Raw genomic sequence first — 25,376 nt, forward strand, 5'->3', positions numbered from 1 at the left:
CGCGCAGGGAGGCCGGGGCACGTCATCCGGCGATCTGGCTGGTCGAGCGTTCGTGGATCGTCGCGCCGGTCTCGGCATCTATGGCCGCCAAGCTGACTTCATAGCCCCAAAGCCTGCGAATGTGACGAAGCGTGGCGTCGCGGCTGGCATCCTCGAGAAGGATGCCGTCATTGACCTTGTGCTGCAGCCGCAAATGGCGGTCGCCGAGCAGATCGACATCCACCACCTGAATGTCCGGCCGGTTCGCGCCGAGATCGTAACTGTTGGCGAGCGCGTCGCGTATCTTGCGGTAGCCGCGCTCGTCGTGGATCGAGGTGACCTGACAATGAGGTTGGTCGGCAGCGTCGCCGAGCACAAAAAACCGCCATTTCCGGATCAAGGCCGGACTGAGGTACTGGCGGATGAAGGATTCGTCGCGATGATCGGCCCATGCGTCAAGCAGGACCTCGCGCCAGTTGCCCTGGCCGGCGATGTCGGGAAACCAATCGCGGTCCTCGGCCGTGGGTTTGGTCGAGATGCGCTGAATGTCCTGCATCATGTCGAGGCCGAGAGCATAGGGGTTGATGCCTGAAAAGCGCGGATCGTCGAAGGCCGGCTGGAAGATCACGTTGGAATGATTGCGCAGGATTTCGAGCATGGCGCCTTCGCTGATCTGGCCGCGGTCGAACAGCATGTTCATCAGCGTATAGTGCACGAAAGTGGCACAGCCCTCGTTCATCACCTGTGTTTGCCGTTGCGGGTAAAAATATTGCGCGATGACGCGGACGATCCTGATGATCTCACGCTGCCATGGCTCCAGGACCGGGCTGTTCTTTTCCAGGAAATAGAGCAGGTTTTCCTCAGGCAGGTTGAGCGATTTCTTCCGCTCCGGGTCCTTGCTCTTGTCGTTGGTCTCCTGCTGCGAAGGCGGCAGCGTACGCCACAAGTCGTTGTAGGAGCGCTCCTCGTATTCGAGACGCTCGCGAATTCCTTCGCGTTGCCGTTCCGACGACAGCCTCGGCGGCCGGTGATAGCGAAACACGCCCTGATCCATCAGCGCGTGGGCGGAATCGAGAACAGCCTCGACGGCGGCGAGGCCATGCCGCTCCTCGCAACGGACTATGTAGCCCTTGGCGAAGTCCAGGTAGCCGAGGATCGCACCCGCATCCGTCCACTGTTTGAACAGCTGATTGTTCTTGAAGAAATGATTGTGCCCGAGCGCTGCATGGGCCGTCACCAAGGCCTGCAGGGCCATGGTGTTTTCCTCCATCAGATAGACGATGCAGGGATTGGAATTGATGACCAGTTCATAGGCAAGCCCTCGCCCGCCTTTGCGATAGAGCAGATCCTGGTGGAGGAAATGTTTGCCGAAAGACCAGTGACGGTACATCAATGGCATGCCGATGGACGAATAGGCGTCGAGCATTTGTTGCGACGAGATGATCTCCATCTGAACGGGATAGGTGTCCAGATGAAGCTCTTCGACCGCAAGTGCCTCGATCGCGTCATAGGCCCGCGACAATGTTTTGAAATCCCAGTCTGACCCTGAGAAAAGCAGACTGGATTTGCTCGCTTGTCTGGCCATCGGGAACCCTCACGCTCTCTTGAGGGAGGCCGGCTGCCTGCCGAAGAGCTGGCGAAAGACCGGGTAGATATCGGCGGGTGTGGCGATGCGGCTCATCTGGAAGTTCGGCCACTTCTGGTCGATGGCGTTATAGGCACGCCACAGCGACGTCCCGTTTTCGGTCGAGCCGAAAATATGGGCTTCACGCTCGTCGATGATCTCGACATAGGCAAAATATTGGCACAGCCGCATGAGTTCGCCGTTGAGCAGCGAAATGCATCGCTCTGAATCGCCGGCGAAATTGTCGCCGTCCGAGGCCTGGGCGGCATAGATGTTCCAGTCGTGGGCCGGGTAACGGCTGGCGATAATACGGTGCATTTCCTCCAGCGCGGTGGAAACGACGGTGCCGCCGCTTTGGGTGTTGTAGAAAAATGTCTCCTCGTCGACCTCCTGAGCCAGGTGCGTGTGGCGGATGAAGACAATCTCGATGCGGTCGTAGCGTCGTTTCAAGAACAGGTGCAGCAGCACGAAGAAACGCTTGGCCAGATCCTTCTCGCGCTCGCCCATGGACCCGGACACGTCCATCAGACAGAACATGACGGCATTGGCGTTCGGCACCGGCCGGGAATCGAAGCGGTTGAAGCGGATGTCGACCGGATCGACATAGGCAATCCGGCGGCGGCGTCGTTCCAGCCGGTCAAGCTCTTCGCGCAATGCCGCGATACGCTGGCGCGCGTCGACGCTGGATGGCGCCGACTCGAGCGAGGCGATTTCCTCGAGGAGGACATCCAGTTCGACCTGCTTGGGGCGCCTCAGCGCAATGCGGCGGCCGTGGCTGTTGCGCATCGTGCGGCCGACATTGATGTTGGTCGGCGAACCGGTGGCGGCGAAGCCGGCTCTGCGCGGCTTGAAGGCAAGGATCTCCTTGAGGTTGAGCTTGACCATGTCCGGGAGCTCGAGATCCTCGAAGAACAGATCGAGCACTTCCTCGCGCGACAGTACGAAACGAAAGTCGTCCTCTGATGCCTTGTTTCCCGGGGACGATGCTCCCCCGCCGCCTCCGCCGGGCTTGGGGATCAGGTCTCCGGCGGAGAAATGCCTGTTGCCCGGCAAGATGTGCTGGCGCCTGCCGGTGTCGCCGGCGTTGTTGAAGCTCGGCTCGCTTGTGCCTCTTTCGGGCATGCGCACGGCGTGCTCGGAATCCGCGTCGGCAATCCTGCCGGTGCGGATCTGGTCGCGTATGCTCCGCTTCAATTCCTCGCGCGCGCGTCGGAGGAAGCGCTGGCGATTGCCGAGACTCTTGTCTTTCGGGTTCAGGCGGCGGTCGATGAAGATCGGCATGGAACCATCCGGGTTCTCTAACCCGCCCTGTTCACCCGCATGTACCAGTCCACAAGGCGACGAACCTGCCGCTCGGTGTAGCCGCGCTCGACCATCCGCTGCACGAATTCATTGTGCCGCTTTTCCGTGACGCTGTCCTGCTTGGAGCCGAAACTGATCACCGGCAGGAGGTCCTCGACCTGGCCGAACATGCGTTTCTCGATGACTTCCCGCAGCTTTTCGTAACTTGTCCACGCCGGGTTGCGGCCATGGTTTCTTGCACGGGCGCGCAGCGTGAATTTCACCACCTCGTTGCGGAAGTCCTTGGGATTGGCGATGCCGGCCGGTTTTTCGACCTGCGAAAGCTCGTTGTCCAAAACCTCGCGGTTGAGGATCTGGCCGGTGTCGGGATCCTTGTAGTCCTGGTCTTCGATCCAGGCGTCGGCATAGGCGATGTAGCGGTCGAAAAGATTCTGGCCGTACTCGCTGTACGATTCCAGATAGGCTTTCTGGATCTCATGGCCGATGAATTCGGCATACCGCGCGGCCAGCTCGGACTTGATGAACTCCAGATAGGCGGCTTCCGTCTCCTTCGGAAACTGTTCGCGCTTGATTGCCTCCTCCAGGATGTACATGAGATGCACGGGGTCGGCGGCCACCTCTTCGGTGTCATAGTTGAAGGTCTGCGACAGGATCTTGAAGGCAAAGCGCGTGCTGACGCCGGCCATGCCCTCGTCGACGCCCGCGGCGTCCCGATATTCCTGAACCGACTTGGCCTTGGGGTCGACTTCCTTGAGGTTCTCGCCATCATAGGCGCGCATCTTGGTGTAGAGCGGCGAATTGTCGTGCTCGGCCAACCGGGTCGAGACGGTAAACCGGCTGAGGATGTCCAGCACCTCTGGAGCGCAGGGACTGGCGGCCAATTCGCTCTCCCGCAGCAGTTTCTCGTAGATCTGCCGCTCTTCGGTTATCCGCAGGCAATACGGCACCTTGACCACGAGGATGCGATCGAGAAAAGCCTCATTGTTCTTGTTGTTCTTGAACTGCAGCCATTCCGACTCGTTGGAATGAGCCACGATGATCCCCTGATAGGGAAAGGCGCCGAAATTTTCGGTGCCGTTGTAGCTGCCTTCCTGGGTGGCGGTCAGCAGCGGATGCAGGACCTTGATAGGCGCCTTGAACATTTCGACGAATTCAAGCAGGCCCTGGGTGGTCCGGTTCAGTCCGCCACTATAGGAATAGGCGTCCGGATCGGATTGGCTGAAATTTTCCAATTGCCGGATATCTACCTTGCCAACCAGGGCCGAAACGTCCTGATTGTTCTCGTCGCCGGGCTCGGTCTTGGCGATGCCGATCTGGCGCAGTCGCGAAGGCATCAGCTTGACGACGCTGAACTTGGAAATGTCGCCGGAGAGTTCATCGAGGCGCTTGGCCGCCCATGGCGAAATGAGCCCATTCAACCGGCGTCGGGCAATGCCGTATTTATCCTCCAGCAGGTCGCCCATGCGATCGGGATGGAAAAGGCCCAGCGGCGATTCGAAAACCGGGCTGACCTGGTTGCCGACCTTCAGCGTGTAGATCGGGCGCTGCTCCATCAACTTCTTCAGCCGCTCGGCAAGGGACGATTTGCCGCCGCCGACCGGGCCGAGCAAATAGAGGATTTGCTTGCGTTCCTCGAGCCCCTGCGACGCATAGCGAAAATAGCCGGCGATGCGCTCGATTGTGTCCTCCATGCCATAGAAATCGGCAAAGGAGGGGTACACTTTCAGGGTTCGATTGGAGAATATGCGGCCGAGCCGCTCATCCTTGCTGGTGTCGACCAGGTTCGGCTCGCCGATCGCCTCGACCATCCGTTCAGGCGCTGAGGCATACATCGACTTGTCCTCGCGGCAGGCAAGGAGATATTGCTGGATGCTGATCTCTTCCTGTGCCGCGTTGGTGTAAATTTCCGAAAACAGATCGAAGACGTCAGACTGGTTCTCTCGCATGATGCTTTTGCCCTCGGAGCCGCTGTGGCTTCCATTCGGCTCACCTCGCATTCAACTGTCGGGGGGTACCGTTTGTTCCCTTCATGTGAAGAGGTGGCTACGATCATGAGGTTTTGAGGCCACTCCGGGATCAAGGCGCTCGGTGCGGAGCGGTATTCAGCGCGGGTAGCGGGTGTGTGGCGAATCCCTGACTGGACGGCTGGGGCCGCCGCGTGCAGTCTTGCCTCGTCAGGAGACAGTGATGATCGATCGACGAAGCCTGATCATGGCCTCGGTGGCGGCGATGCTGCCGTTGGAAGCATCGGCCGCGTCGGAAACACGCCGACCCACGCCAAAAACCTTAGACTACGGGCCGGCCAAGCTCGACATCTATGCGCCCGATGGTGCAATGGGCCTGCCGGTCGTGTTTTTCGTTCATGGCGGCACCTGGCAGTTTGGCAAACGCAGTCAGGTCGACGCCAAACCGGCCTTCCTGCTCGCCAACGGCTTCTGCTTCGTCTCCATCGATTACCGCATGTTGCCGCAGGCCGATGTCGCCACCCAGGCCGGTGACGTCGAAAAGGCCTACGCCTACATCAGAGCCAACATCGCCCGGCATGGCGGCGATCCCAACCGCATCGTCGGCATGGGCCATTCGGCCGGCTGCCATCTGATTGCGCTGACCGGCATGCGCGGCGGGTTGCCCGGCATAGCTGCGCTCATTCTCGACGATACCAGGGCCTATGATCTTGCAGCACTTGCCAAGAAGGGCGGCATGGTGCGGGCCTATGCCCGCGTCTTTTCCGATCCCGCGCAATGGGCGGCACTGTCGCCGGCCAGCCATGTCGACGGCCGCAGGCACCCGCCGACTTTCATTGCCTATTCGCGCGCCCCTGGCCGCGGCGAGGACTCCAAGGCCTTTGCCGAGCGCCTGCGCGCGACGGGCACCAAGGTCACGCTGTTCGACGGCAGCGCCTACACGCATATGTCGATCAATCGGGATTTCGGCGAGGATGGCGACGCGCTGACCGCGGCCGCTCTGGCATTCCTGAAATCGACGGTTGGCTGATCTTTACGGCACTGGATCAGATCAAAAGTGGCGGCGGGATATTGCTGTGCGGGCGCGCCAGGGTGCAAGTGCTCTTCGATCGTGAGCGGGAGGGAATTGCATGAACGGTGCCGATGTCCTGTGTGACGTGCTTCTGGCCAACGATGTGACGGTCTGCTTCGCCAATCCCGGCACCTCCGAAATGCACTTCGTTGCAGCACTTGACCGCAAGCCGAAAATGCGTTGCGTGCTCGGGCTGTTCGAAGGCGTGGTGACCGGGGCCGCCGATGGCTATGCGCGGATGACCGATCGGCCGGCCGCGACGCTGCTGCATACCGGTCCCGGCCTGGCCAACGGACTCGCCAACATGCACAATGCCCGGCGTGCCTTCAGCCCGATGATCAACATCGTCGGCGACCACGCCTCTTACCATCTGCCGCTCGATGCCCCGCTCACCAGCGATATCGAAAGCCTTGCGGCGCCGATGTCCAACTGGGTCGGCCGCGTCAAGGGCCCGGCCGATATCGCGCCGGCAGCTGAAGCAGCCTTTCGCGCCTCGCTGACACCACCCGGCGTCGCGACGATGATCCTGCCGGCGGATGCCGCCTGGGGCGAAGTCGACGCGGTTTCGGTCGGCAAGGTGAAGCTGGTGCCAGCGCCGGCCGTCGATAGGGACGCCGTGCGCAAGGTCGCCGCGGCGATCCGTGCCGCTCCGGGCCGGGCAGGCATGATCGTTCGCGGAAAGGCCGCACGCGCCGATGCGCTCGCCATCGCCGGGCAAATCTCGACGGGCAGCGACGTCCGGCTGTTCGGCGAGGTTCTGATCGCACGGATGCAACGCGGGCGCGGGCGTGTCGCGCCGGCCCGCATCCCCTATCCGGTCGACGCGGCGATGGCTGTGCTCAGGGATGTCGATGTTCTGATCCTGGTCGGCGCGAAGGAGCCGGTTGCCTTCTTCGCCTATCCGGGAAAACCGGGACGGCTCGTTCGGGAAGGCTGCGAGGTGCTGACACTGGCCGCCCATGGCGAAGATCTGCATGCGGCGCTGGAGGCGCTTCGCGACGAACTTGGCATCAAGCCGCCGAAACGACAGGTCGTCGCGGCCGCTTTTCCCGACGAGGCAACGCCGAGCGGCAAGCTGACGGAAGATGCGATCGCGCTGTCGGTGGCGCGCAAACTGCCGGCCGATGCGATCATTTGCGATGAAGCGGTCACCTCGGCCAGGCGTTTCTTCGCGCTGTCGGCCTTTGCAGCGCCGCACGACTACATGATGGGCACGGGCGGATCGATCGGCGGCGGCATCCCGATGGCGACCGGGGCGGCAATCGCCTGTCCGGACCGCAAGGTGATCAATCTAGAGGCCGATGGCAGCGGGATGTACACGGTGCAGGGATTGTGGACGCAGGCGCGGGAAAAGCTCGACGTGGTGACGATCGTGTTTTCCAACCGAACCTATGCGATCCTGCATGGCGAGATGAAGAATGTCGGCGTCGGCGCCATCGGCGAGAACGCCAGGCGCATGCTCGACCTCGACTATCCCTCGCTCGACTGGGTGTCGCTGGCCAAAGGCATGGGCGTGGAGGCGGCCCGCGCCGATACGTGCGAGCGCTTCGAGGCGCTGCTGGACAGCGCGCTGTCACGGCGCGGGCCGTTCCTCATCGAAGCGGTGCTCTGAGCGCGGCGAAAAACGATAGGCGGAACCGAGCTACCAGCGGGTCTTTTCGCCGGGAGCCGCCGGTTCGATCGCCAGCGCGTGCACGCCGGCCTTCAATTCATCGGCAAGCAATTCATTGACGGCGCGGTGACGGTCGATGCGGCTCATGCCGGCAAAGGCGGAAGCGACGACGCGGACGCGAAAATGCGTCTCGCCGGTGCCGTCGTAAGTGCCGTGGTGGTCGGAGCCGTGATGGTGGTGACCGGCATGGAGATGGCTCTCGTTGATGATAACCAGCCTGTCCGGCGAAAATGCCTTATTGAGCTTGTCTTCCATGGTCGCCTCTATGGACATCGCCATCTCCCTTCACCAAATATCGCTGGCGTCTCGGCCTGGAAACCGAAAATCGGTTTCGCGAGGGGCCGCCGCCGTGCAACAAAATCCGCCATTCGCCTGCTTTATGCCGCGATTCAGCGGTTAGGGCGATGATCGCGAAAATGTCAATTCTTGTTTCGCATCTGCGAACGCCCCATAAATGGGTAAGATGAAGCCGTACCCCAAATATTTCGAGAAGATTCGCGTCCGCCCCGACAAGGACGCGGAGCTGAAGTCGCACTCGCCGATCTGCCAGTGGGACGGCTGCAAGGAAGCGGGCACCCATCGTGCGCCGGTCGGGCGCATGAAGGAGGGCGAGTATTTCCATTTCTGCTTCGATCATGTGCGCGAGTACAACAAGGGCTTCAACTACTTTTCCGGCGTGCCGGACACCGAGGTCGCGCGCTTCCAGAAGGAAGCCATGACCGGGCACCGGCCGACCTGGAAGATGGGCGCCAACGGGGCCTCGACGCGGTCGTCGCCCGATATGGCCCAGATGCGTTCCGGCCGGGCCGGCTACTATAACCGCATGCGCGACCCGTTCGACCTGTTCAAGGGACCGAAGGATCCGCGCGAGGCGCGCGAGCGCAAGGCCAAGCCGCTTGAGGCCAAGGCGCTGGAAACGCTTGGCCTTGATACAAAGGCGACTGGCAAGGAGATCAAGGCGCGCTATAAGGAACTGGTGAAACAGCACCATCCGGATGCGAATGGTGGCGACAGAGGTTCGGAAGACCGGTTCCGCGATGTGCTGCAGGCCTATCGCGTGCTCAAACAGGCGGGCCTGTGCTGAGCGGCCATACGGTTCGTGTCGTTTTCCAACTTTCATAAGGTTGGAAAAGGCTCTAAGACCGCCCCCGGACAAAATCGATTGCCGGCGAAATCAGACGTTTCGCCCGTGGAGACGTTGAGAGATATGAACAAGGTCGATCGTGACATCGCCAACCTGCCCGACACGACGGTGTCGGTGAAGGAGAAATTCGGCTTCGAGTCCAAGATGGTGGTACCTGCCTATTCGGTGACATCGGAGCATGTGCCCGACATCGACCCGGACTATCTCTTCGACAAGAACACGACGATGGCGATCCTTGCGGGCTTTGCCTACAACCGCCGCGTCATGGTGTCGGGCTATCACGGCACCGGCAAGTCGACCCATATCGAACAGGTTGCCGCCCGGCTTAACTGGCCTTGTGTGCGCGTCAACCTCGACAGTCATGTCAGCCGTATCGATCTCGTCGGCAAGGACGCGATCGTCGTCAAGGATGGCCTGCAGATCACCGAATTCCGCGACGGCATCCTGCCCTGGGCCTACCAGCACAATGTCGCTCTGTGCTTCGACGAGTACGATGCCGGCCGTCCGGATGTGATGTTCGTCATCCAGCGCGTGCTGGAATCGTCGGGCCGGCTGACGCTGCTCGACCAGAGCCGGGTCATCCGCCCGCATCCGGCCTTCCGGTTGTTCTCGACCGCCAACACGGTCGGCCTCGGCGACACCACTGGCCTCTATCACGGCACCCAGCAGATCAACCAGGCGCAGATGGACCGCTGGTCGATCGTCACCACGCTGAACTATTTGCCGCACGACAATGAAGTCGCCATCGTGCTGGCCAAGGCCAAGCACTATCGCGACAGCAAGGGCAAGGACATCGTCAACAAGATGGTGCGCGTCGCCGACATGACGCGTTCGGCCTTCATCAACGGCGATCTGTCGACCGTGATGAGCCCGCGCACCGTGATCACCTGGGCCGAGAATGCCGAGATATTCGGCAATATCGGCATGGCGTTCCGGCTGACCTTCCTCAACAAGTGCGATGAACTGGAACGCTCGGTGGTGGCCGAGTTCTACCAGCGCGCCTTTGGCGAGGATCTGCCCGAGAGCGCCGCCAACGTGGTGCTGGGCTAAGCAGAGTCTCGATGGCGGGTCCGGGCGACAACACGCGCAACAAGTCGAAGACGGGTTCTGAAGCCGACAGCTTCAAGCGCGCCGTCACCGTCTGCATGCGCGCCATCGCCGGCGACAAGGAGCTGGAGGTCGGCTTCGCCAAGGACCGGCCGGCGCTCGCCGGCAGCCGTGCGCGTCTGCCAGAATTGCCGAAGAAGGCGTCGAAGACCGATATCGCGATCACCCGCGGCCTCGGCGATTCCATGGCGCTGAAGCGCGCCTGCCACGATGTGCGCATCCACACCAAGCTGGCGCCGGAAGGCAAGGCGGCCCGCGCCATCTATGACGCGGTCGAACAGGCTCGCGTCGAGGCGATAGGCTCACGCGCCATGCAAGGCGTCGCCGACAATATCGGCTCGATGCTGGAGGACAAATACGCCAAGGCCAATCTCGTCGACGTCAAGGACAAGGCCGACGCGCCGATCGAGGAAGCACTCGCCCTGATGGTGCGCGAGAAGCTCACCGGCCGTCCGATCCCGAAAAGCGGCGAGCGGCTGGTCGAACTCTGGCGCCCTTGGGTCGAGGAAAAGGCCAAGGCCGATCTCGACGGGTTGTCGGCCAAGCTCGGCGACCAGCAGGCGTTCGCCCGGGTCGTGCGCGAGATGCTCGCCTCCATGGAAATGGCCGAGGAGCTCGGCGACGACCAAGAGACGGAAGATTCCGAGGACAATGACGACAACCAGCCGCAAGGCGAGGAGCAGAGCGAGGAGGGCGGCGAAGAGGATTCCGGCTCCGAGCAGTCGCAGTCCGAGGACGCCGAAGCTTCGGCCGATGACGAACAGTCGGCCGAGACCGAAGCCTCCGACGCCACCGCGGACGACCTGTCCGACGATGACGACGCCGATGCCGAAACGCCCGGCGAGGCGCGCCGCAACGACAATCCCTTCACCAATCTGCCGAAGGAAATCGACTACAAGGTCTTCACCACGGCTTTCGACGAGACGGTCGGGGCCGAGGAGCTGTGCGAAGAAGAAGAGCTCGACCGGCTGCGCGCCTTCCTCGACAAGCAGCTGGCCAATCTGTCCGGCGTCGTCGGGCGGTTGGCCAACCGGCTGCAACGTCGCCTGATGGCACAACAGAACCGCTCCTGGGATTTCGACCTTGAAGAGGGTTACCTCGACCCGGCAAGGCTGGTGCGGGTCGTCATCGACCCGATGCAGCCGCTGTCGTTCAAGCAGGAGCGCGACACCAAATTCCGCGACACGGTGGTGACGCTGGTGCTCGACAATTCCGGCTCGATGCGCGGCCGGCCGATCACGGTCGCGGCAACCTGCGCCGACATCTTGGCCCGCACGCTGGAGCGTTGCGGCGTCTCGGTCGAGATCCTCGGTTTCACCACGCGGGCCTGGAAGGGCGGGCAGGCGCGCGAGAAATGGCTGAAGGACGGCAAGCCGCCGAATCCTGGCCGGCTCAACGATCTGCGCCACATCATCTACAAGTCCGCCGACCATCCGTGGCGGCGGGCACGGCGCAATCTCGGCCTGATGATGCGCGAAGGCCTGCTCAAGGAAAATATCGACGGCGAGGCGCTGCTGTGGGCGCACAACCGGCTGATCGCCCGGCCCGAGCAGCGCAAGATCCTGATGATGATCTCGGACGGGGCGCCGGTCGACGATTCGACGCTGTCGGTCAATCCGGGCAATTATCTCGAGCGCCATCTGCGCGCCGTCATCGAGCTGATCGAAACGCGTTCGCCGGTGGAACTGCTGGCCATCGGCATCGGCCACGACGTCACGCGCTACTACCGCCGTGCCGTCACCATTGTCGATGCGGAGGAACTGGCCGGCGCCATGACCGAGCAGCTGGCTTCGCTGTTTGCCGAGGAAAGCGCGAAGGATACGCGACGCGGCGGTGGTATGCGGCGCGCCGGATGATCTCCAGGCGCGGCGGGTTTCGGCAGACGCTTTTCGCCGCCATCGCCCTGCTTTCCGGCGTGGCTTCGGCGGCAGCCGGTTCGGCCGACTCTAGTTCTGTCGAACCGGCCGAAATCTCGGCCCGCCCGATCACCGAATTCCACATTGGCCGTGCCGGCAAGCAGTTCGGCCCGTTCGAATTCGTCGGCGGGCTGGAGATGACCTCGCCGACACGCGATTTCGGCGCGCTGTCGGCCTTCCGCTTCCTGAAAGCCGGCGGTGACTTCATCGGCGTTGCCGACACCGGCTTCTGGTTCTTCGGCACGGTGGTCCGCGACGCGGAAAAGCGACCCTCCGGCATCCAGAATTTCCGCATGCAGCAGATGGTCGACCAGACCGGCCGGCCGATCGACAGGAAATGGGAGGTCGATGCGGAAGGTCTCGCGGTCAAGAACGGCATCGCAACCGTCGGCTTCGAGCGCAGCCACCGCGTCGCCCAGTTCAAGATCGACCCCAACGACATGAAGGCACCCTTCAAGCCGCTGGATTTCGCCGTTCCGGCCCGCGAGCTGCGCCAGAATCGCGGCTTCGAGACCGTCACCCACGCCAATGCCAACGGCCAGCATGAGGGCGGCCTTGTCGTGGTCTCCGAGAAGAGCCTGGACAAGGCCGGCAACATCTATGCCGCCATCATCGAAGGACCGCACAAGGGCGTCTTTACCGTCAAGCGCAATGGCGATTTCGACATTACCGACGGGGCCTTCCTGCCGGATGGCGACCTATTGCTTCTGGAGCGCAGTTTCTCGATGGCCAGCGGCGTCAAGATGCGGCTGCGGCGCATCTATGGCGAAAGCGTCGAGAAGGGCGCGGTCGCCGACGGGCCGGTGCTGCTGGAGGCCGACATGGGCTACCAGATCGACAATATGGAAGGGCTCGACGTCTGGACCCGCGGCGACGGCGCGCTGATGGTGTCGCTGATCTCCGACGACAACCACTCGATCCTGCAGCGCAACCTCTATCTGGAATTCATTCTCCACCAGGATTGAGCCCGCCGGCTTTACGTCCTGGTGGCGATCCAGATGACATGGCGGGCGCCACGCTTGCCGTTGGCGCGCGTACTGACCTCTTCGACCCCGAAGCCTGCCTGCTTCAGCCGCCGCGTGAAGCCGATGTCGGGGCCTTGCGACCACACTGCCAGCACGCCGCCGGGTTTCAGGGCGCTGCGTGCGGCTGCGAGGCCGTGCACGCTGTAAAGTGCGTCGTTGGATTTGTGGACGATGCCTTCCGGGCCGTTGTCGACATCGAGCAGAATGGCGTCCCAGGCCGCGGGCCGCGACCGGATCAACTGCCCGACATCGGTTTCCTGGATGGTGACGCGAGGATCGTCGAGACAGCCGTCAAAGATTTCGGCCATCGGGCCACGTGCCCAGGCGACGACGGCGGGCACCAGTTCGGCGACGACTATTCCGGCATCATTGGCCAATTCTGTGAGTGCGGCGCGCAAGGTAAAACCCATGCCAAGCCCACCGATCAGGATTGTGGGCCGGCTCTGGCCGGCAATCCGCTCGCAGGACAGTTTTGCCAGCGCTTCCTCGGAACCGCTGAGGCGGCTGTTCATCAGTTCGTTGGTGCCCAGCATGATCGAGAATTCGGTGCCGCGCCGCTTGAGGCGAAGTTCTTGTGCGCCATCCGGGATCTTGGCCGAATCGAGCTGGACCCACGGGATCATGATCTTTGTCCGACCATGATCTTTTCCGAAAACCGGGTCCCACTTTTCGGGATCATGGTTTAAGCCGCTACCGCCGGCTGGCTCCAACGGGCCGCGAGCAGACGGTAGGGGATCAACGCCACCACGGCGATGATCAGCTTCACGCTGAGGTCGCCCAGCGCCCAGGAGATCCAACGCATCGCGTCGACATGGAAGATGCCCATCAAGGGTGCGTTTTCCAACGCAAAGCCGTCGTTGGGACCAGCGAAGGCGAAGGCGGCCGAGAACGCGACGGTGAAAAACACGGCGGTGTCGAACACCGACCCGACCAGCGTGCCGATGATCGGCGCGCGCCACCAGCTCTGCCGGCGCAGCCGGTTGAAGACGGTGACATCGAGCAGTTGCGCGCTGAGGAACGCCGCTCCGGACGCGGCCGCGATACGCACCAGCCGGTCGGCGGCGGTCTCGAGTTCGATCAGGCCGTGGCGGAACAGGAAGGGCGGGACAAGGATCGAGCAGATCACCGCCGTCATGAAGCCGACAAAGACGATCCGGCGCGCCGCAGTGGGTCCGTAGCGGCGGTTGGCGAGGTCGGTGACCAGGAACGAGAAGGGATAGGTGAAGGCCCCCCAGGTCAGAAGATCGGCCAGCGAGAGGCCGCCGATCTGACCCTGCATCGGGAATTGCACGAGAATGTTCGATGCCACGACGACAAGCGCCATGGCGGCCACGAATGGCAAATACCGCGAGAAGGAAGTCATTTTTTTATCCTGGGTAATGGAACCAGCCAAGCACCATGCCCATGCGGGCGATGCTTGCCTTCGTATGTGGGCACCGGATTGCCAAAACCTTGCGGCTTCGATCCGATGCTCAGGCCAACAAGATGTTGGCCAGAGGCCAACAAGAGGTCGGCCAGGGCGGTCGTCCCCCGCCTTTGAACTGTTTTAAGCGGCAGCCTGCTCGGCGGTCTTCTTGGCGATCTGCTTTTTCAGCAAACGGGCGCGCTGCGACAATTCCTTGACGTCTGCCTTGGCCAGGAAGGCGTCGAGGCCGCCGCGATGTTCGACCGAACGCAGCGCGTTGGCCGAAATGCGCAGGCGCACGTTCTGGTTCAGCGCTTCCGAAATCAGCGTCACATTGACGAGGTTCGGCAGGAAGCGACGCTTGGTCTTGTTGTTGGCGTGGCTCACATTGTTGCCGGACATGACTGCCTTGGCAGTGAGTTCGCAGGTGCGGGACATTGTTCTAACCTTCAGTTCTCGGGTCTGCCAAACACTCAAGCCCACGCCGGGTGGCGCGCGGTTCTGGTCAGGCGGCCTTATGGAAAAAGTTGGCGTTCCATAGTTGCATTTCGCCGAGGCGTCAAGCTCCGGCTTGCCCAGCCCCTGCATTGCCCACGGCGCGCCCGGCATTTTCATATTAAGGCCGGAATTCATCCTATAAGCGGTTCCATAGGGACATGCCAGACCGGAGTTGCCCGCCTCCGGCCCAAAATCAAGGACCCGATCCCGCCATGCTTCGTTCGCCACATGCCCTTGTTGCCATGCTTGCCATAGCTTTGCCGTCCGCCGCGTCTGCTGCCTCGCCGCAGTCGTTCAAGGGCGAGTACACGGTGTCGTTTCTTGGTCTTTCGATAGCGAAATCAACGTTTTCCAGCCGCTATGAGAACGGCGCCTACGCGATCCAAGGCAGTGTCACCGCGGCCGGTCTCGCCAAGCTGTTCGACGACACGCGCGGCACGATCTCGTCCAAAGGCACGATTGCGGGCAAAAAGATGGTGCCGCAGGCATTCCGCGCCGACTACACCTCCGGCAAGAAGGCATCGGTGGTCGATATCCGCTTTGCCAATGGCAGGGTCACTTCGACGAAGGTCGTACCGGCACCAGGCAAACGCGACCCCAAGAACTGGGTACCGCTCGGTGCCGGCGACCTGGCATCGGTGCTCGATCCCATGGCCGCCACCGTCATTCATGCCGACAGTCTCGACCAGGTCTGCGGCCGCACGGTGAAGTTCTATGACGGCGAGATGCGTGCCGACCTGACGTTGACCTACGCGTCGAAAGGCACGATCTCGGTCCCGGGCTACAAGGGCGACACCGTCACCTGCCAGATGGGCTTCGAGCCGGTGGCGGGTTATCGCAAGGGCCGCAAGGCGCTCAACTATCTCAAGAACAAAAGCCGCATGATGGTGACGTTTGCACCGCTCGGCCAAACCGGCGTATATGCGCCGATCCGTGCCACGGTTGGCACGCAGATCGGCACCTTGACCATCAGCGCCGGGCGTTTCGAAGCCGTACAATAGCCAGGCGCGGAATTGGCGCGCCACTGGAGACAGAATGGGGCGCGCAACACTGATCGGCTTTTCGGCGGTCGCCATGTGGGCGTTGCTCGCACTGCTCACCGATGCGTCGGGCCAGGTGCCGCCGTTCTTGCTGTCGGCGATCACCTTCTCGATCGGCACCGGCGTCGGGCTGGTCGCGCGGCTGTTCATGCCGGCACCCGACAAGAGCCAGAAGATACCGCCGCAGGTGTGGCTGATCGGCATTGCCGGCCTGTTCGGCTATCACTTTTTCTATTTCACCGCGCTGCGCAATGCGCCGGCGGTGGAGGCGAGCCTGATCGCCTATCTGTGGCCGCTGCTGATCGTGCTCGGCTCGGCGCTGATGCCGGGCGAAAAACTGGCCTGGAACCATGTCGTCGGTGCGCTGCTCGGCCTTGCCGGCACCGTGCTGATCGTCACCAAGGGCGGTGGGCTGGCCTTCGACGCCCGCTATTCCTTCGGCTATGCCATGGCTGCCGTCTGCGCCGTCCTGTGGTCGGCCTACTCGTTGTTGTCGCGGCGTTTCCCGTCGGTGCCGACCAGCATCGTCACCTGGTTCTGCGCGGCGACCGCGGTGCTGTCGCTCGCCTGCCACCTGGCGCTGGAACAGACGATTCTGCCTGACGGTGTCGGCCAGTGGCTGGCCGTGCTCGGCCTTGGCCTGATGCCGGTGGGTGCCGCCTTCTATGCCTGGGACATCGGCGTCAAGCGCGGCAACATCCAGGTGCTGGGTGCTGCAAGCTATGCGGCGCCGCTGTTGTCGACGCTGGTGCTGATCGCGGCCGGCGTCGCCGAGCCGTCGCTGCGCATCCTCGCCGCCTGCGTGCTCATCACCGGCGGCGCGGTGCTCGCCGCAAAATCCCTGTTCCTGCGCAAGCCGGCTGCGGTCGAGAGCGGAGCCGAGGCATCCGAAAGCGGAGCCGGGGCATCCGAAGACGGAGCCCGGGCATCCGAAGACGGAGCCCGGGCATCCGAAGACGGAGCCCGGGCATCCGAAGGCGGAGCCAAGGCATGACGATGCCGTTTGCGGGCGGCATCGACGCCAATGCCAATGCGACACTGATTTTTTCGCTGGCGGCGGCGGTCATCTACGCCTTCACGCTTGGCATGCCGCCGACGCTGGCCCGCTCGGCCGCAAAGACGCTTGCCGTAGCGATGCTTGCCGTGCTGGCGGGGCTGCAAGGCGGCCCGCTGCTGCTGGTCGCCGCGCTCGCACTCAGCGCCGTTGGCGACGCCTTCCTGTCACGCGACGGCGAAAAGGCCTTTCTCGGCGGGCTGGCCAGTTTTCTTGTCGCTCACATCGTCTATGTCGCGCTGTTCCTGCGCAGCGGTGGCGGGTTGGGAGTGCTTGGCGCCGAGCCGTGGCGCGGAGCGATCGCGCTCGCCATGGCGGTGTTCGTGGTCATCGTGCTGGCGGCGCTGTGGCGTCGTGTCGGTCCCAGCCTGCGTATCCCGATCACCGTCTATATCGCCGCGATCCTGGCAATGGGCATCTCGGCGCTGACAACAAGCAATATGTGGGTGATCGGTGGCGCCGTGCTGTTCATGGCATCGGACGGGCTGCTCGCCACGGAGAAATTCCTGGTCGCCGCCATCTCGCCCCACCGCGCCTGGATGCGCTTCGCCGTCTGGGCGCTGTACTACGCCGCCCAGCTCGCGACCACGCTAGGCTTCCTGCTAAATTAGGGTTCTTGCCAAGTTAGGATTGTCCAGGCTGCCAGCCGGGTGCCGCCAGTTCAAAGGCCGCAAACTCGAAGCCCGGCGCGACGGTGCAGCCGACCAGCGTCCATTCGCCCAGGCTGCGCGCCGATTGCCACCAGCCTGCGGGCACGACGATCTGCGGCCGCTCACCGGCTGCGAGATCGATACCGAGGACTTGTTCTATGACCTGATCAACCTTCGGGCTGCCTTCTTCCCACATCGACAGCGCCAGCGGGGCGCCGGCATGGAAATGCCAGACCTCGGCGGCATCCTTGACCCGGTGCCAGGCCGAAACCTGATGCTCCTCAAGCAGGAAATAGATGGCAGTCGAATGGCCGCGCGCGCCGCCGGTGCCATCGCGAAAGGTCTCGGCATACCAGCCGCCTTCCGGATGCGGCTTCAGCCCGAGCGTCGCGATAATTTCTGCGGAGCTGGTCATGGCGACGATACCACCGGGCCTAGAAATTGTCCTTGCGCTTGCGGATTTCGGCAAAGACCTCGGCGTCCGAAGCTTTCTCCAGCCCCAGATGCTTGCGGATCGCCGGATCGTGCCAGCGCAGGAAGGGATTGGTCGACAGCTCCTCGCCGATCGTCGTCGGCAGCGTCGGCTTATTGTCGGCGCGCAGCTTTTCGATCTTGGCGGCGCGTTCCTTCAATGCCGAATTCGTCGGGTCGACGGTCAGCGCGAAACGGGCGTTGGCGAGCGTGTATTCATGACCGCAATAAATAATCGTTTCGGCCGGAAGCGCGGCCAGCTTCTTCAGCGAATCGTACATCACCGGCGGCTTGCATTCGAACAGCCGTCCGCAACCCAGCGCAAACAGCGTGTCGGCGGTGAACGCCACACCCGAAGCCGGCAAATAGTAGGAAACGTGGCCGGCGGTGTGGCCGGGCGTGGCGATGACTTCGATCTTTTCATCGCCAAGATGGAGGACCGAGCCGTCTTCGACGGTTTCGTCGATGCCGGGGATATTGGCCTTTTCCGCTTCCGGGCCGACGATGCGCAGCTTGAAGCGCTCCTTCAACGCAAGATTGGCCTCGACGTGATCCATGTGATGATGCGTGGTCAGGATCATCGTCGGCGTCCAGCCGGTGCGCTTTATCGCGGCCAGGATAGGCGCTTCCTCGGGCGCGTCGATGATCGCGGTCTGGCCGCTTTTGGGATCATGCACCAGCACGCCGAAATTGTCGCTGCGGCACATGAACTGTTCGATTTCGACCGGCATCGCATCTCTCCGTTTATGGCCGCAGACATAGGGCGCCGGCGCGTGGATGTCATCCTGGATGTTGAAGACATCCTGGATGTGAGCAACATTCCGGGACGTTGAACAACATCCCGCAATGTCTAGTGACATTCCCGGAATGCCAGGTCGTCGCGGCCTGTTGTTGAAACCCGCCGATATCGCGGCTACATCCCTGCCATGCATTCCGACATCGTCGATCTTCGCTCCTTCTATTCGACAACACTCGGCCGTTTCGCCGAGCGTTCGATCACCATGGCGTTGTCGTCGATATGGGCGGTCGTGCCCAACGAGCGGCTGGTTGGTCTGGGCTACACCTTGCCGTGGTTGGAGCGGTTCGGCACCGACGCCGAGCGGGTCTTCGCCTTCATGCCGGCGACGCAGGGCGCGGTGGTGTGGCCGGCGACAGGGCCGACGGCGACGGCACTGGTCTTCGACGAGGAACTGCCGCTGGTCGATTCCTGCATCGACCGCATGCTGCTCGTCCATTCGCTCGAACATGTCGAGAACCCACGTGAGACGCTGAACGAGATCTGGCGCGTGCTGTCGCCGGCTGGCCGGGTCGTCATCGTCGTGCCCAACCGGCGCGGTGTCTGGGCGCGCTTCGAGCACACCCCATTCGGCAATGGCCGGCCCTTTTCGCGCGGCCAGCTAACCGAATTGCTGCGCGAGGCGAATTTTACGCCCGCCGCCTGGTCCGATGCGCTGTTCTTTCCGCCGTCGAGGCGCCGTTTCATGATGCGCTTCCACAATGTGCTGGAGCGCGCCGGCCGGCGGCTGTGGCCGATCTTTTCCGGCGTCATCGTCGTCGAGGCGCAGAAACGGCTCTATCAAGGCGTGCCCGTCGTCCAGCGCGCCTCGCGCCGCGTCTTCGTGCCGGTGCTGTCGCCGCATGGCGCCACCCGGCTTGGCCGTCACAAAGCCGGTGCCGAGCCCTCGGCTGCGCGGGTGACGGCTTCGTGATCACGGCAAGCGTGCCTGACGTCGTTTCCCTGCCTATCTGTCGCAAGCGGGCCGACAGTTTATCCGGCAGCCCATACGAACGCCTGTCAAGTTTCTCCATCCGGTTTCAGCACTGACGCAAGGACCTCGGCCATGGCTGATCAACCGGACAATGCCGCCGCCGTTCAGCCGGTTGCCGTGGCGGTCGAAGCCAGCAGCCTGCGCGATCAGCTGATGACGATCCGGCGGGCGCTGGCGGGATCGCCGGTTCGCAAATGGTTGCAGTGGACATCGGTCGGCATCATGGCCGTGATCATCGCAACGTCGATCGGCCAGGTTCTGCTCAACCGCTGGAACCAGCCTTTCTACGATGCGCTTGCGCGCCGCGACATGGCGGCCTTCCTGCACCAGCTCCTCGTCTTCGCGATGATCGCCGGCGGGCTGCTGGTGCTCAATATCGGCCAGACCTGGCTCAACCAGATGATCAGGCTCAAACTGCGCGAGGCGCTGACGCTGGATCTGATCGATCAGTGGATGCGGCCGGCGCGCGCCTTCCGGTTGGCCAATGCCGGCGCCATCGGCGTCAATCCCGACCAGCGCATGCAGCAGGACGCCGCGCATCTGTCCGACCTGTCAACCGATCTCGGCGTCGGCCTGCTGCAGTCGTGCATCCTGCTGGTGTCCTTCGTCGGGGTGCTGTGGGAGCTGTCCTCGGGCTTCGTGTTCCACATCGGCGGGACCTCGCTGGCCATACCGGGCTACATGGTCTGGGCCGCCATCCTTTACGCCGGCATCGCCTCCTGGCTGAGCTGGCTGGTCGGGCGCCCGCTCATCCGCCTGAACAGCGACCGCTATACACGCGAAGCCGAGCTGCGCTCCTCGATGGTGCGCGTCAACGAGAATGTCGATGCCATTGCGTTGTATCATGGCGAGGCCGACGCCAGGCGGCGGCTCGAACTCGATCTCGGCACGGTGCTGGGCGCCATGCGGCGCATCTACGCCGCCCAGATCAACCTGTCCTGGGTGACCGACACCTATGGCTGGATCACCGTCGTGGCGCCCATACTGGTCGCTTCGCCGGTCTATTTCTCAGGTGATATCAGCTTTGGCGGGCTGATGATGGCGGTCGGCGCCTTCAACCAGGTCCACTCCTCCTTGCGCTGGTTCATCAACAACATCGGCAGTATCGCCGATTGGCGCGCCACGCTGATGCGCGTGGCCGATTTCCGCATCGCGCTCGATGAAACCGATGCGCTGCACGACACGGAAAAGCGCATCGCCTTCGGCCAAAACGTCAATGGCAGCCTGACTTTCGAGAAGCTCGAAGTGACCTCGCCGGAGGGTTGCACCAGACTCGCCGACCCGCATGTCGAAATCCGCCCCGGCGAGCGCGTGATGATCACCGGCGACCCCGGTGCGGGCAAGACGCTGTTCTTTCGTGCCATTGCCGGCCTGTGGCCATGGGGAAGCGGCCGGATCGGCCTGCCGGCGGGAGAAACCCCCATATTCGTGCCGCGCGTGCCTTATTTTCCGGTCGGCACGTTGCGCGAGGTCCTCGATCACCCGAACGGGCCCGCGCCGGCGAACGATGCCGACATTTCGGCGGTGCTGGCCGAGGTCGGTCTGGGACGGCTATCCTCGTCGCTCGACCGCGCCGGGCGTTGGGACCATGAGTTGGGCGATGACGAACAACGCTCGCTGGCCTTCGCCAGGCTCGCCTTGCGGCAGCCGAAATGGGTGATCATCGATGAGGCGCTGGATGCGTTCGACGGCCCATCGCTAAGACGCGTGCTGTCGATGCTCGATAAGCGTTTGCCGGGGACAGCGATCCTCAACATCGGGCGCGGCCAGCACAACAACCACTTCTTCCCGCGCGCGTTGACGATCATCAAGGATTCCGGTGCGCCAGCCCTGAAGCCCGCCCGCGTCAGAGCCGGCGCGATCGAACCGCCGCCAGCCGCCGCTCGTCGCAAGAAATGAGCTGATTTCCGGGCGAGGGAAGCAGAGCTTTATTTTGCCGCGATCGCGAGGGAAGCTCCTCGGGAGAAACAATCTTGGCGACGGCCATGCTTGATGCTCTGCGCCTGCTTGCCTGTCTTGCCTGCGCCCAGGCTGCCCCGGCCGCCTCGCCGCCGGATGCGCTCGCCGTCGACGTCGAGCTGGTGCTGGCGGTCGACATCTCGCTGTCGATGGACGAGAAGGAGTTCGCCCTGCAGCGGGCCGGTTATGTCGAGGCGCTGCGGCATCCCGACTTCATCAAGGCTGTCCGCGCCGGCGCCAAGGGCCGCATAGCGCTGACCTATTTCGAATGGGCCGGCACGGTGCGCGACGACGCGGTCATCGGCTGGCAGATTATCGATAGTGCCGAGAGCGCGAACAGCTTTGCCGACAAGGTCGCGGCTCGTCCGTTCCGCAGCTTTCGCGGCACTTCGATTTCCGGCGCGCTGGCCTTCGGCACCGAGCTTTTCGACCGCACGTCTTTCCAGGGCGAACGCAGCGTCATCGACATTTCGGGCGACGGACCGAACAATATCGGGCCGCCGGTCACCGCGACGCGTGATGCGGCGACTGCCAAAGGCATCATCGTCAACGGCCTGCCGATCCTGATCAGCCCGTCGCCCACCTTCAGCCATCTCGACCAGTATTATGCGCAGTGCGTGATCGGCGGACCCGGTTCCTTCGTGCTGCCTATCTATGCCGCCGCCGAGTTTTCGACAGCCATCCGGCGGAAGCTGCTCCTGGAAGTGAGCGGCATTCAGGACGAGGTGAGAAGTGTCCCCGTCGACGCGGCGACGCCGATAGACTGCCTGCAAGGCGAACGGGACAGGCGGTTTCTATCGGATCCGTATTTTCCCGAACTTGACCGTTGAGCTCTCGACAGAGGGGTTAACGCGATCCGGAGGAAAAACCATTCCACAATTTCCCGGAATCCCTATCGGTTTAAGCGGGCCGGGCACCAAATTGATTGCGAAACTCGTTGGAGAGATCGCGGCGCCAGCGCCGGCCATGGACATAGCCTTGCATCAATTCCGGCAGCGAATAGCCAAGCGTTTTGGATGAACGGTTGGCCATGTAGCCCTGAAATGCCTCCGGTATCCTGCCTCGCAGGATGTCGGCGATGAGCTGCCGCGAGATCATGTAAGGCGGAATGTGCGGGTAGGCATGGGCAATATGCGGATGTTTGCCCATCAGGTTCGCATAGGCCTCGACATAGCCGTCACGGCGGCCGGAAATCGAGTTCTCCGAATTGTATTTCGTCCAGTCCAGATCCCTGGACAACTGCGCACCGAAGCGCCGGGCAAGGCGCAGCAGCAATTCGCGATCCTGCATGCGGGTGATGTCGCTGTCGTAGCCGCCGATGGCCAGCAAGGCTTCGCGGCGAGCGGTGATCGCGGAGCCGGCAATGAAGATGGTCTGCCCAACCAGCGTCCGCTCCAGCATTGCGGGGCTCACGAACGCCTCGGGGTTGACGCAGTTTGTGATGCGATTGCCTTTCAGGGACACGAACGAACTGATCAGCACTTGCAGTGCAGGATTCTCATCGAACCAGGTCAGGGTTCGTTCAAGCCGGTGCGGCATGTAGATGTCGTCGGAATCGAGGAACGTCACCAACGGTGCCCGCGCGCGCTCGATGCCGGCATTCCTGGCAGCGTTGGCGCCTCGCCATTTCGCCCCGACATAGATCAGCCGCGGGTCCTGGATACGGGCCAGCGCCGCTTCGGTTCCATCAGTCGAACCATCGTCGACGACAATGTGCTCAAGCCTCGACATGCTCTGGGAGAGTACGCTGTCCACGGCGCGCAACACCGTTTCGCGTCGGTTGTGGGTCGGCGTAATGACCGTGATGAGAGGTGTCGGTTGGATCCCGGCCATGTCTGTCAGCTGTTTCCTGCGCAGGGTTGCGCGTCTGTCCAGGACTTTTCGATTTTCAGAACGGTCGAATGGATTGGACTTCCCTTCCTCTACACCGCATCACAGTCGGCGCGACGCTACAAAAAACGACTGCCCCTGTCACCCACCGTGCCGGTACTCAATCCGCGCGAGACAACGAATCCCCGCTGCTAGCGTTCCAATTGCAACAGCACCGCCGCACATAGCATTGCGAATCACCATGGAAGCCACCCATCATGACAGGTAGCATACATCTCATTACCTCAGACGTAATCGCTTAGCGCTCGGCGTTTGGTCAGATTGCCCATGCGAGGCCGGCAACTCGGCTTTGATGACAAGGGAGTCCAGTCATGGCCGCTTACGCCGTCGCCCATATGCGCCAAGCCGCAATGGGTCCGCAGATCGTCGAATATCTGCACAAGATCGATGCCACGCTGGAACCTTTCGGCGGCCGTTTTCTGGTTCATGGCGGCGATGTGGAGGTGATCGAGAACGACTGGCCTGGCCATCTGATCATCATAGAATTTCCCGACAGGCAGCATGTGCGTGGCTGGTACAATTCGCCCGCCTACCGGGCGATACTGGCGCTGCGCACGGACAATTCGGAGGCCGATGTCGTGTTCGTCGACGGCGTCGAACATCCGCACAAGGCCACGGATGTTCTGGAACAATCGACGGGTCAAGGATCAATTGGACGCTGAACCGCGGTTCAAGGAATGGCGGTAAAGCGTCTAGCTGTGCCCAACATAGTCGGGCACAGTTTCAATTTTGTCACGAACCATGCCAGTCGCAAAACTGAACTGGCCCCAAAACGCCAAACCATAAAATGCCTGACCGACAATCAGAGAAAAGGGAACCTGCCAAAGCGGCATCCCCGTTTCCCGGGCATGGCCTACGATCCGTCGTGTCGTGCGCCATGACATGGTGAGCCACCGGCTGAAAGACTTGACTATCCGTCGCGCGCGGCTCGGCGAATTGAGCGCAACGAACTTCCGGTCGGCGTCGCGACCTGTAACCAGGGCGCGCCAGTAAAAGAACCGCCAGCCCCGCGGCGAATAGTGATAAACGCGTGCGTCGACATTATGAATTTTGTGGCCCTCCCGCAGCAGTTCGCGCATCAGCAAAGTGCAGGAAACCTTGAAGCCGTTATGTTTTGGAAAAGGATGGCTGACGATCCACTCGCGTCGAAACGCTACATTGTTAGCGTTGATCGCTCGCTTCGAGGCAAATCGCCCGTCTCCACGGGCCATCGGGAAAAACCAGATCAACGCAAACGTTCTTGAAAAGAAATCGTCGTATGAGAGGTATGTATATCCGTTTGCGCAGATAACTTCAGAGTTTTCAAAGGGCTCAAGCAGTCCTGGTAGCCATCCTGGTTCCGCGACCACGTCGGAATCCATAAAGATGACGATATCTCCGTCCGATGCCAGCATGCCGTTGTTCTTCAGGTCGTAATATCGGCCGCCAGGGAAAGCCGTGAAGACGAGTTCGGCAACCTGACCGAGCTGCGGGGCCTCATTCGAAATCTCACGACGCAACGCATCCTCGTCCGACTCTGCTCCCCCGTGAGAAATAACGATCCTTGGTCGCACTAAACCGGTTGCTGAAACCGATGTGATTTCCCGAGCCAAGGCCTTCATCCCAACGCCGATCTCGTCCCAGTCGATCGATTTTGCATTCTCCATTTCGACGACGAGTGAATACGTTGGACGCTCTTGAGCCATATCTGAACCGATCAAGTTATTAGTGCCGATGTGGCTATAACGCTCTCGGCGGGCTGTCAAACCAGCGTGCAATAAGAATTTGTGCTCGTGATCGCCATGGACGGCGATGCGCTTTGATCAATAACATCGCATCTCTGGCGCCCCTGGATG

The 25,376-nt window shown here is 62.3% G+C and carries 24 protein-coding genes; 13 read left to right on the top strand and 11 right to left on the bottom strand.

The genetic code is table 11. The features are described from left to right. Positions 1-22: 22 nt before the first annotated feature. Genes NKI99_RS26960 through NKI99_RS26970 form a run of 3 tightly spaced genes read right to left on the bottom strand, consistent with a single transcriptional unit; the run spans position 23 to position 4,851 of the window. Positions 23-1,564, bottom strand: coding sequence for a SpoVR family protein (locus tag NKI99_RS26960; RefSeq protein ID WP_352612725.1), 1,542 nt, complete (start codon positions 1,562-1,564; stop codon positions 23-25). Between the two features lie 9 nt (positions 1,565-1,573). Beyond that, positions 1,574-2,884 carry a YeaH/YhbH family protein gene (locus tag NKI99_RS26965; protein WP_352441756.1) on the bottom strand — a complete coding sequence of 437 codons (1,311 nt, stop codon included), beginning with the start codon at positions 2,882-2,884 and terminating at the stop codon, positions 1,574-1,576. Between the two features lie 17 nt (positions 2,885-2,901). Then, entirely contained in the window at positions 2,902-4,851 is a 1,950-nt protein-coding gene (locus tag NKI99_RS26970; RefSeq protein WP_013529362.1) for a PrkA family serine protein kinase, read from the bottom strand. 241 nt (positions 4,852-5,092) lie between these two features. Between NKI99_RS26970 and NKI99_RS26975 the strand changes: the two genes are divergently transcribed. Beyond that, complete coding sequence (locus NKI99_RS26975) at positions 5,093-5,899, top strand: alpha/beta hydrolase (protein ID WP_128304680.1); 807 nt, start codon at positions 5,093-5,095, stop codon at positions 5,897-5,899. A 100-nt stretch (positions 5,900-5,999) separates the two neighbouring features. After that, positions 6,000-7,553 carry an acetolactate synthase large subunit gene (locus NKI99_RS26980; RefSeq protein ID WP_352612727.1) on the top strand — a complete coding sequence of 518 codons (1,554 nt, stop codon included), beginning with the start codon at positions 6,000-6,002 and terminating at the stop codon, positions 7,551-7,553. 30 nt (positions 7,554-7,583) lie between these two features. On the opposite strand, the gene NKI99_RS26985 is transcribed toward NKI99_RS26980, so the two are convergent. Beyond that, entirely contained in the window at positions 7,584-7,886 is a 303-nt protein-coding gene (locus NKI99_RS26985; protein ID WP_128304678.1) for a BolA family protein, read from the bottom strand. Positions 7,887-8,067: 181 nt separating this feature from the next. On the opposite strand from NKI99_RS26985, the gene NKI99_RS26990 reads away from it, so the two are divergent. The 4 genes from NKI99_RS26990 to NKI99_RS27005 all read left to right on the top strand — a co-directional run bounded on the left by NKI99_RS26990 (position 8,068) and on the right by NKI99_RS27005 (position 12,745). Further along, complete coding sequence (locus NKI99_RS26990; protein ID WP_032909134.1) at positions 8,068-8,697, top strand: J domain-containing protein; 630 nt, start codon at positions 8,068-8,070, stop codon at positions 8,695-8,697. Positions 8,698-8,820: 123 nt separating this feature from the next. Beyond that, on the top strand, positions 8,821-9,807 hold the full coding sequence (cobS, locus tag NKI99_RS26995) for a cobaltochelatase subunit CobS (RefSeq protein ID WP_023811073.1): 987 nt from the start codon (positions 8,821-8,823) through the stop codon (positions 9,805-9,807). Positions 9,808-9,818: 11 nt separating this feature from the next. Continuing rightward, on the top strand, positions 9,819-11,720 hold the full coding sequence (gene cobT / locus NKI99_RS27000) for a cobaltochelatase subunit CobT (RefSeq protein ID WP_352441752.1): 1,902 nt from the start codon (positions 9,819-9,821) through the stop codon (positions 11,718-11,720). Further along, a complete protein-coding gene (locus NKI99_RS27005; RefSeq protein ID WP_352554445.1) occupies positions 11,717-12,745 on the top strand; it encodes an esterase-like activity of phytase family protein in 1,029 nt (342 codons plus the stop codon). The genes cobT and NKI99_RS27005 overlap by 4 nt, the downstream gene beginning before the upstream one ends. Positions 12,746-12,756: 11 nt before the next feature. On the opposite strand, the gene NKI99_RS27010 is transcribed toward NKI99_RS27005, so the two are convergent. From NKI99_RS27010 to rpmB, 3 genes are all read right to left on the bottom strand, one after another. Further along, positions 12,757-13,428: a spermidine synthase family protein gene (locus tag NKI99_RS27010; protein ID WP_352441750.1), complete on the bottom strand. Its 672-nt coding sequence runs from the start codon at positions 13,426-13,428 to the stop codon at positions 12,757-12,759. 59 nt (positions 13,429-13,487) lie between these two features. Then, on the bottom strand, positions 13,488-14,168 hold the full coding sequence (locus NKI99_RS27015) for a queuosine precursor transporter (RefSeq protein ID WP_352441749.1): 681 nt from the start codon (positions 14,166-14,168) through the stop codon (positions 13,488-13,490). A gap of 183 nt (positions 14,169-14,351) precedes the next feature. Further along, on the bottom strand, positions 14,352-14,648 hold the full coding sequence (rpmB, locus tag NKI99_RS27020; protein WP_013529373.1) for a 50S ribosomal protein L28: 297 nt from the start codon (positions 14,646-14,648) through the stop codon (positions 14,352-14,354). Between the two features lie 272 nt (positions 14,649-14,920). Between rpmB and NKI99_RS27025 the strand changes: the two genes are divergently transcribed. The 3 genes from NKI99_RS27025 to NKI99_RS27035 are packed head-to-tail and all read left to right on the top strand — an operon-like array spanning position 14,921 to position 17,413. Then, a complete protein-coding gene (locus tag NKI99_RS27025; protein WP_023811078.1) occupies positions 14,921-15,709 on the top strand; it encodes a DUF3108 domain-containing protein in 789 nt (262 codons plus the stop codon). A 34-nt stretch (positions 15,710-15,743) separates the two neighbouring features. Next, positions 15,744-16,742: an aromatic amino acid exporter YddG gene (gene yddG, locus NKI99_RS27030; protein ID WP_352612730.1), complete on the top strand. Its 999-nt coding sequence runs from the start codon at positions 15,744-15,746 to the stop codon at positions 16,740-16,742. Continuing rightward, positions 16,739-17,413, top strand: coding sequence for a lysoplasmalogenase family protein (locus NKI99_RS27035; protein WP_128304673.1), 675 nt, complete (start codon positions 16,739-16,741; stop codon positions 17,411-17,413). The genes yddG and NKI99_RS27035 overlap by 4 nt, the downstream gene beginning before the upstream one ends. A 13-nt stretch (positions 17,414-17,426) precedes the next feature. Here NKI99_RS27035 and NKI99_RS27040 read toward each other — a convergent pair whose 3' ends face one another. Continuing rightward, positions 17,427-17,867, bottom strand: coding sequence for a cupin domain-containing protein (locus tag NKI99_RS27040; RefSeq protein WP_128304672.1), 441 nt, complete (start codon positions 17,865-17,867; stop codon positions 17,427-17,429). Positions 17,868-17,886: 19 nt separating this feature from the next. Next, entirely contained in the window at positions 17,887-18,654 is a 768-nt protein-coding gene (gene gloB / locus NKI99_RS27045; protein ID WP_128304700.1) for a hydroxyacylglutathione hydrolase, read from the bottom strand. A 195-nt stretch (positions 18,655-18,849) separates the two neighbouring features. Here gloB and NKI99_RS27050 point away from each other — a divergent pair, with 195 nt between their 5' ends. The 3 genes from NKI99_RS27050 to NKI99_RS27060 all read left to right on the top strand — a co-directional run bounded on the left by NKI99_RS27050 (position 18,850) and on the right by NKI99_RS27060 (position 22,481). Further along, positions 18,850-19,632 (top strand): class I SAM-dependent methyltransferase, encoded by a 783-nt coding sequence (locus tag NKI99_RS27050; protein WP_352441747.1) that lies wholly within the window; start codon positions 18,850-18,852, stop codon positions 19,630-19,632. Between the two features lie 132 nt (positions 19,633-19,764). After that, the gene (locus NKI99_RS27055; RefSeq protein WP_352612731.1) at positions 19,765-21,591 is read left to right on the top strand and encodes an ABC transporter ATP-binding protein/permease; all 1,827 of its coding nucleotides are present in this window, start codon (positions 19,765-19,767) and stop codon (positions 21,589-21,591) included. A gap of 86 nt (positions 21,592-21,677) precedes the next feature. Beyond that, entirely contained in the window at positions 21,678-22,481 is an 804-nt protein-coding gene (locus NKI99_RS27060; protein WP_352441745.1) for a DUF1194 domain-containing protein, read from the top strand. A 70-nt stretch (positions 22,482-22,551) separates the two neighbouring features. Here NKI99_RS27060 and NKI99_RS27065 read toward each other — a convergent pair whose 3' ends face one another. Continuing rightward, the gene (locus tag NKI99_RS27065) at positions 22,552-23,484 is read right to left on the bottom strand and encodes a glycosyltransferase family 2 protein (RefSeq protein WP_352612733.1); all 933 of its coding nucleotides are present in this window, start codon (positions 23,482-23,484) and stop codon (positions 22,552-22,554) included. Between the two features lie 368 nt (positions 23,485-23,852). Between NKI99_RS27065 and NKI99_RS27070 the strand changes: the two genes are divergently transcribed. Continuing rightward, positions 23,853-24,203: a DUF1330 domain-containing protein gene (locus NKI99_RS27070; protein WP_023811086.1), complete on the top strand. Its 351-nt coding sequence runs from the start codon at positions 23,853-23,855 to the stop codon at positions 24,201-24,203. A gap of 30 nt (positions 24,204-24,233) precedes the next feature. Here NKI99_RS27070 and NKI99_RS27075 read toward each other — a convergent pair whose 3' ends face one another. Beyond that, the gene (locus NKI99_RS27075) at positions 24,234-25,241 is read right to left on the bottom strand and encodes a glycosyltransferase family 2 protein (RefSeq protein ID WP_245273210.1); all 1,008 of its coding nucleotides are present in this window, start codon (positions 25,239-25,241) and stop codon (positions 24,234-24,236) included. Positions 25,242-25,376: the final 135 nt, after the last annotated feature.

It is taken from the genome of Mesorhizobium sp. M0239, assembly GCF_040321815.1.
Taxonomy (GTDB): Bacteria; Pseudomonadota; Alphaproteobacteria; order Rhizobiales; family Rhizobiaceae; genus Mesorhizobium.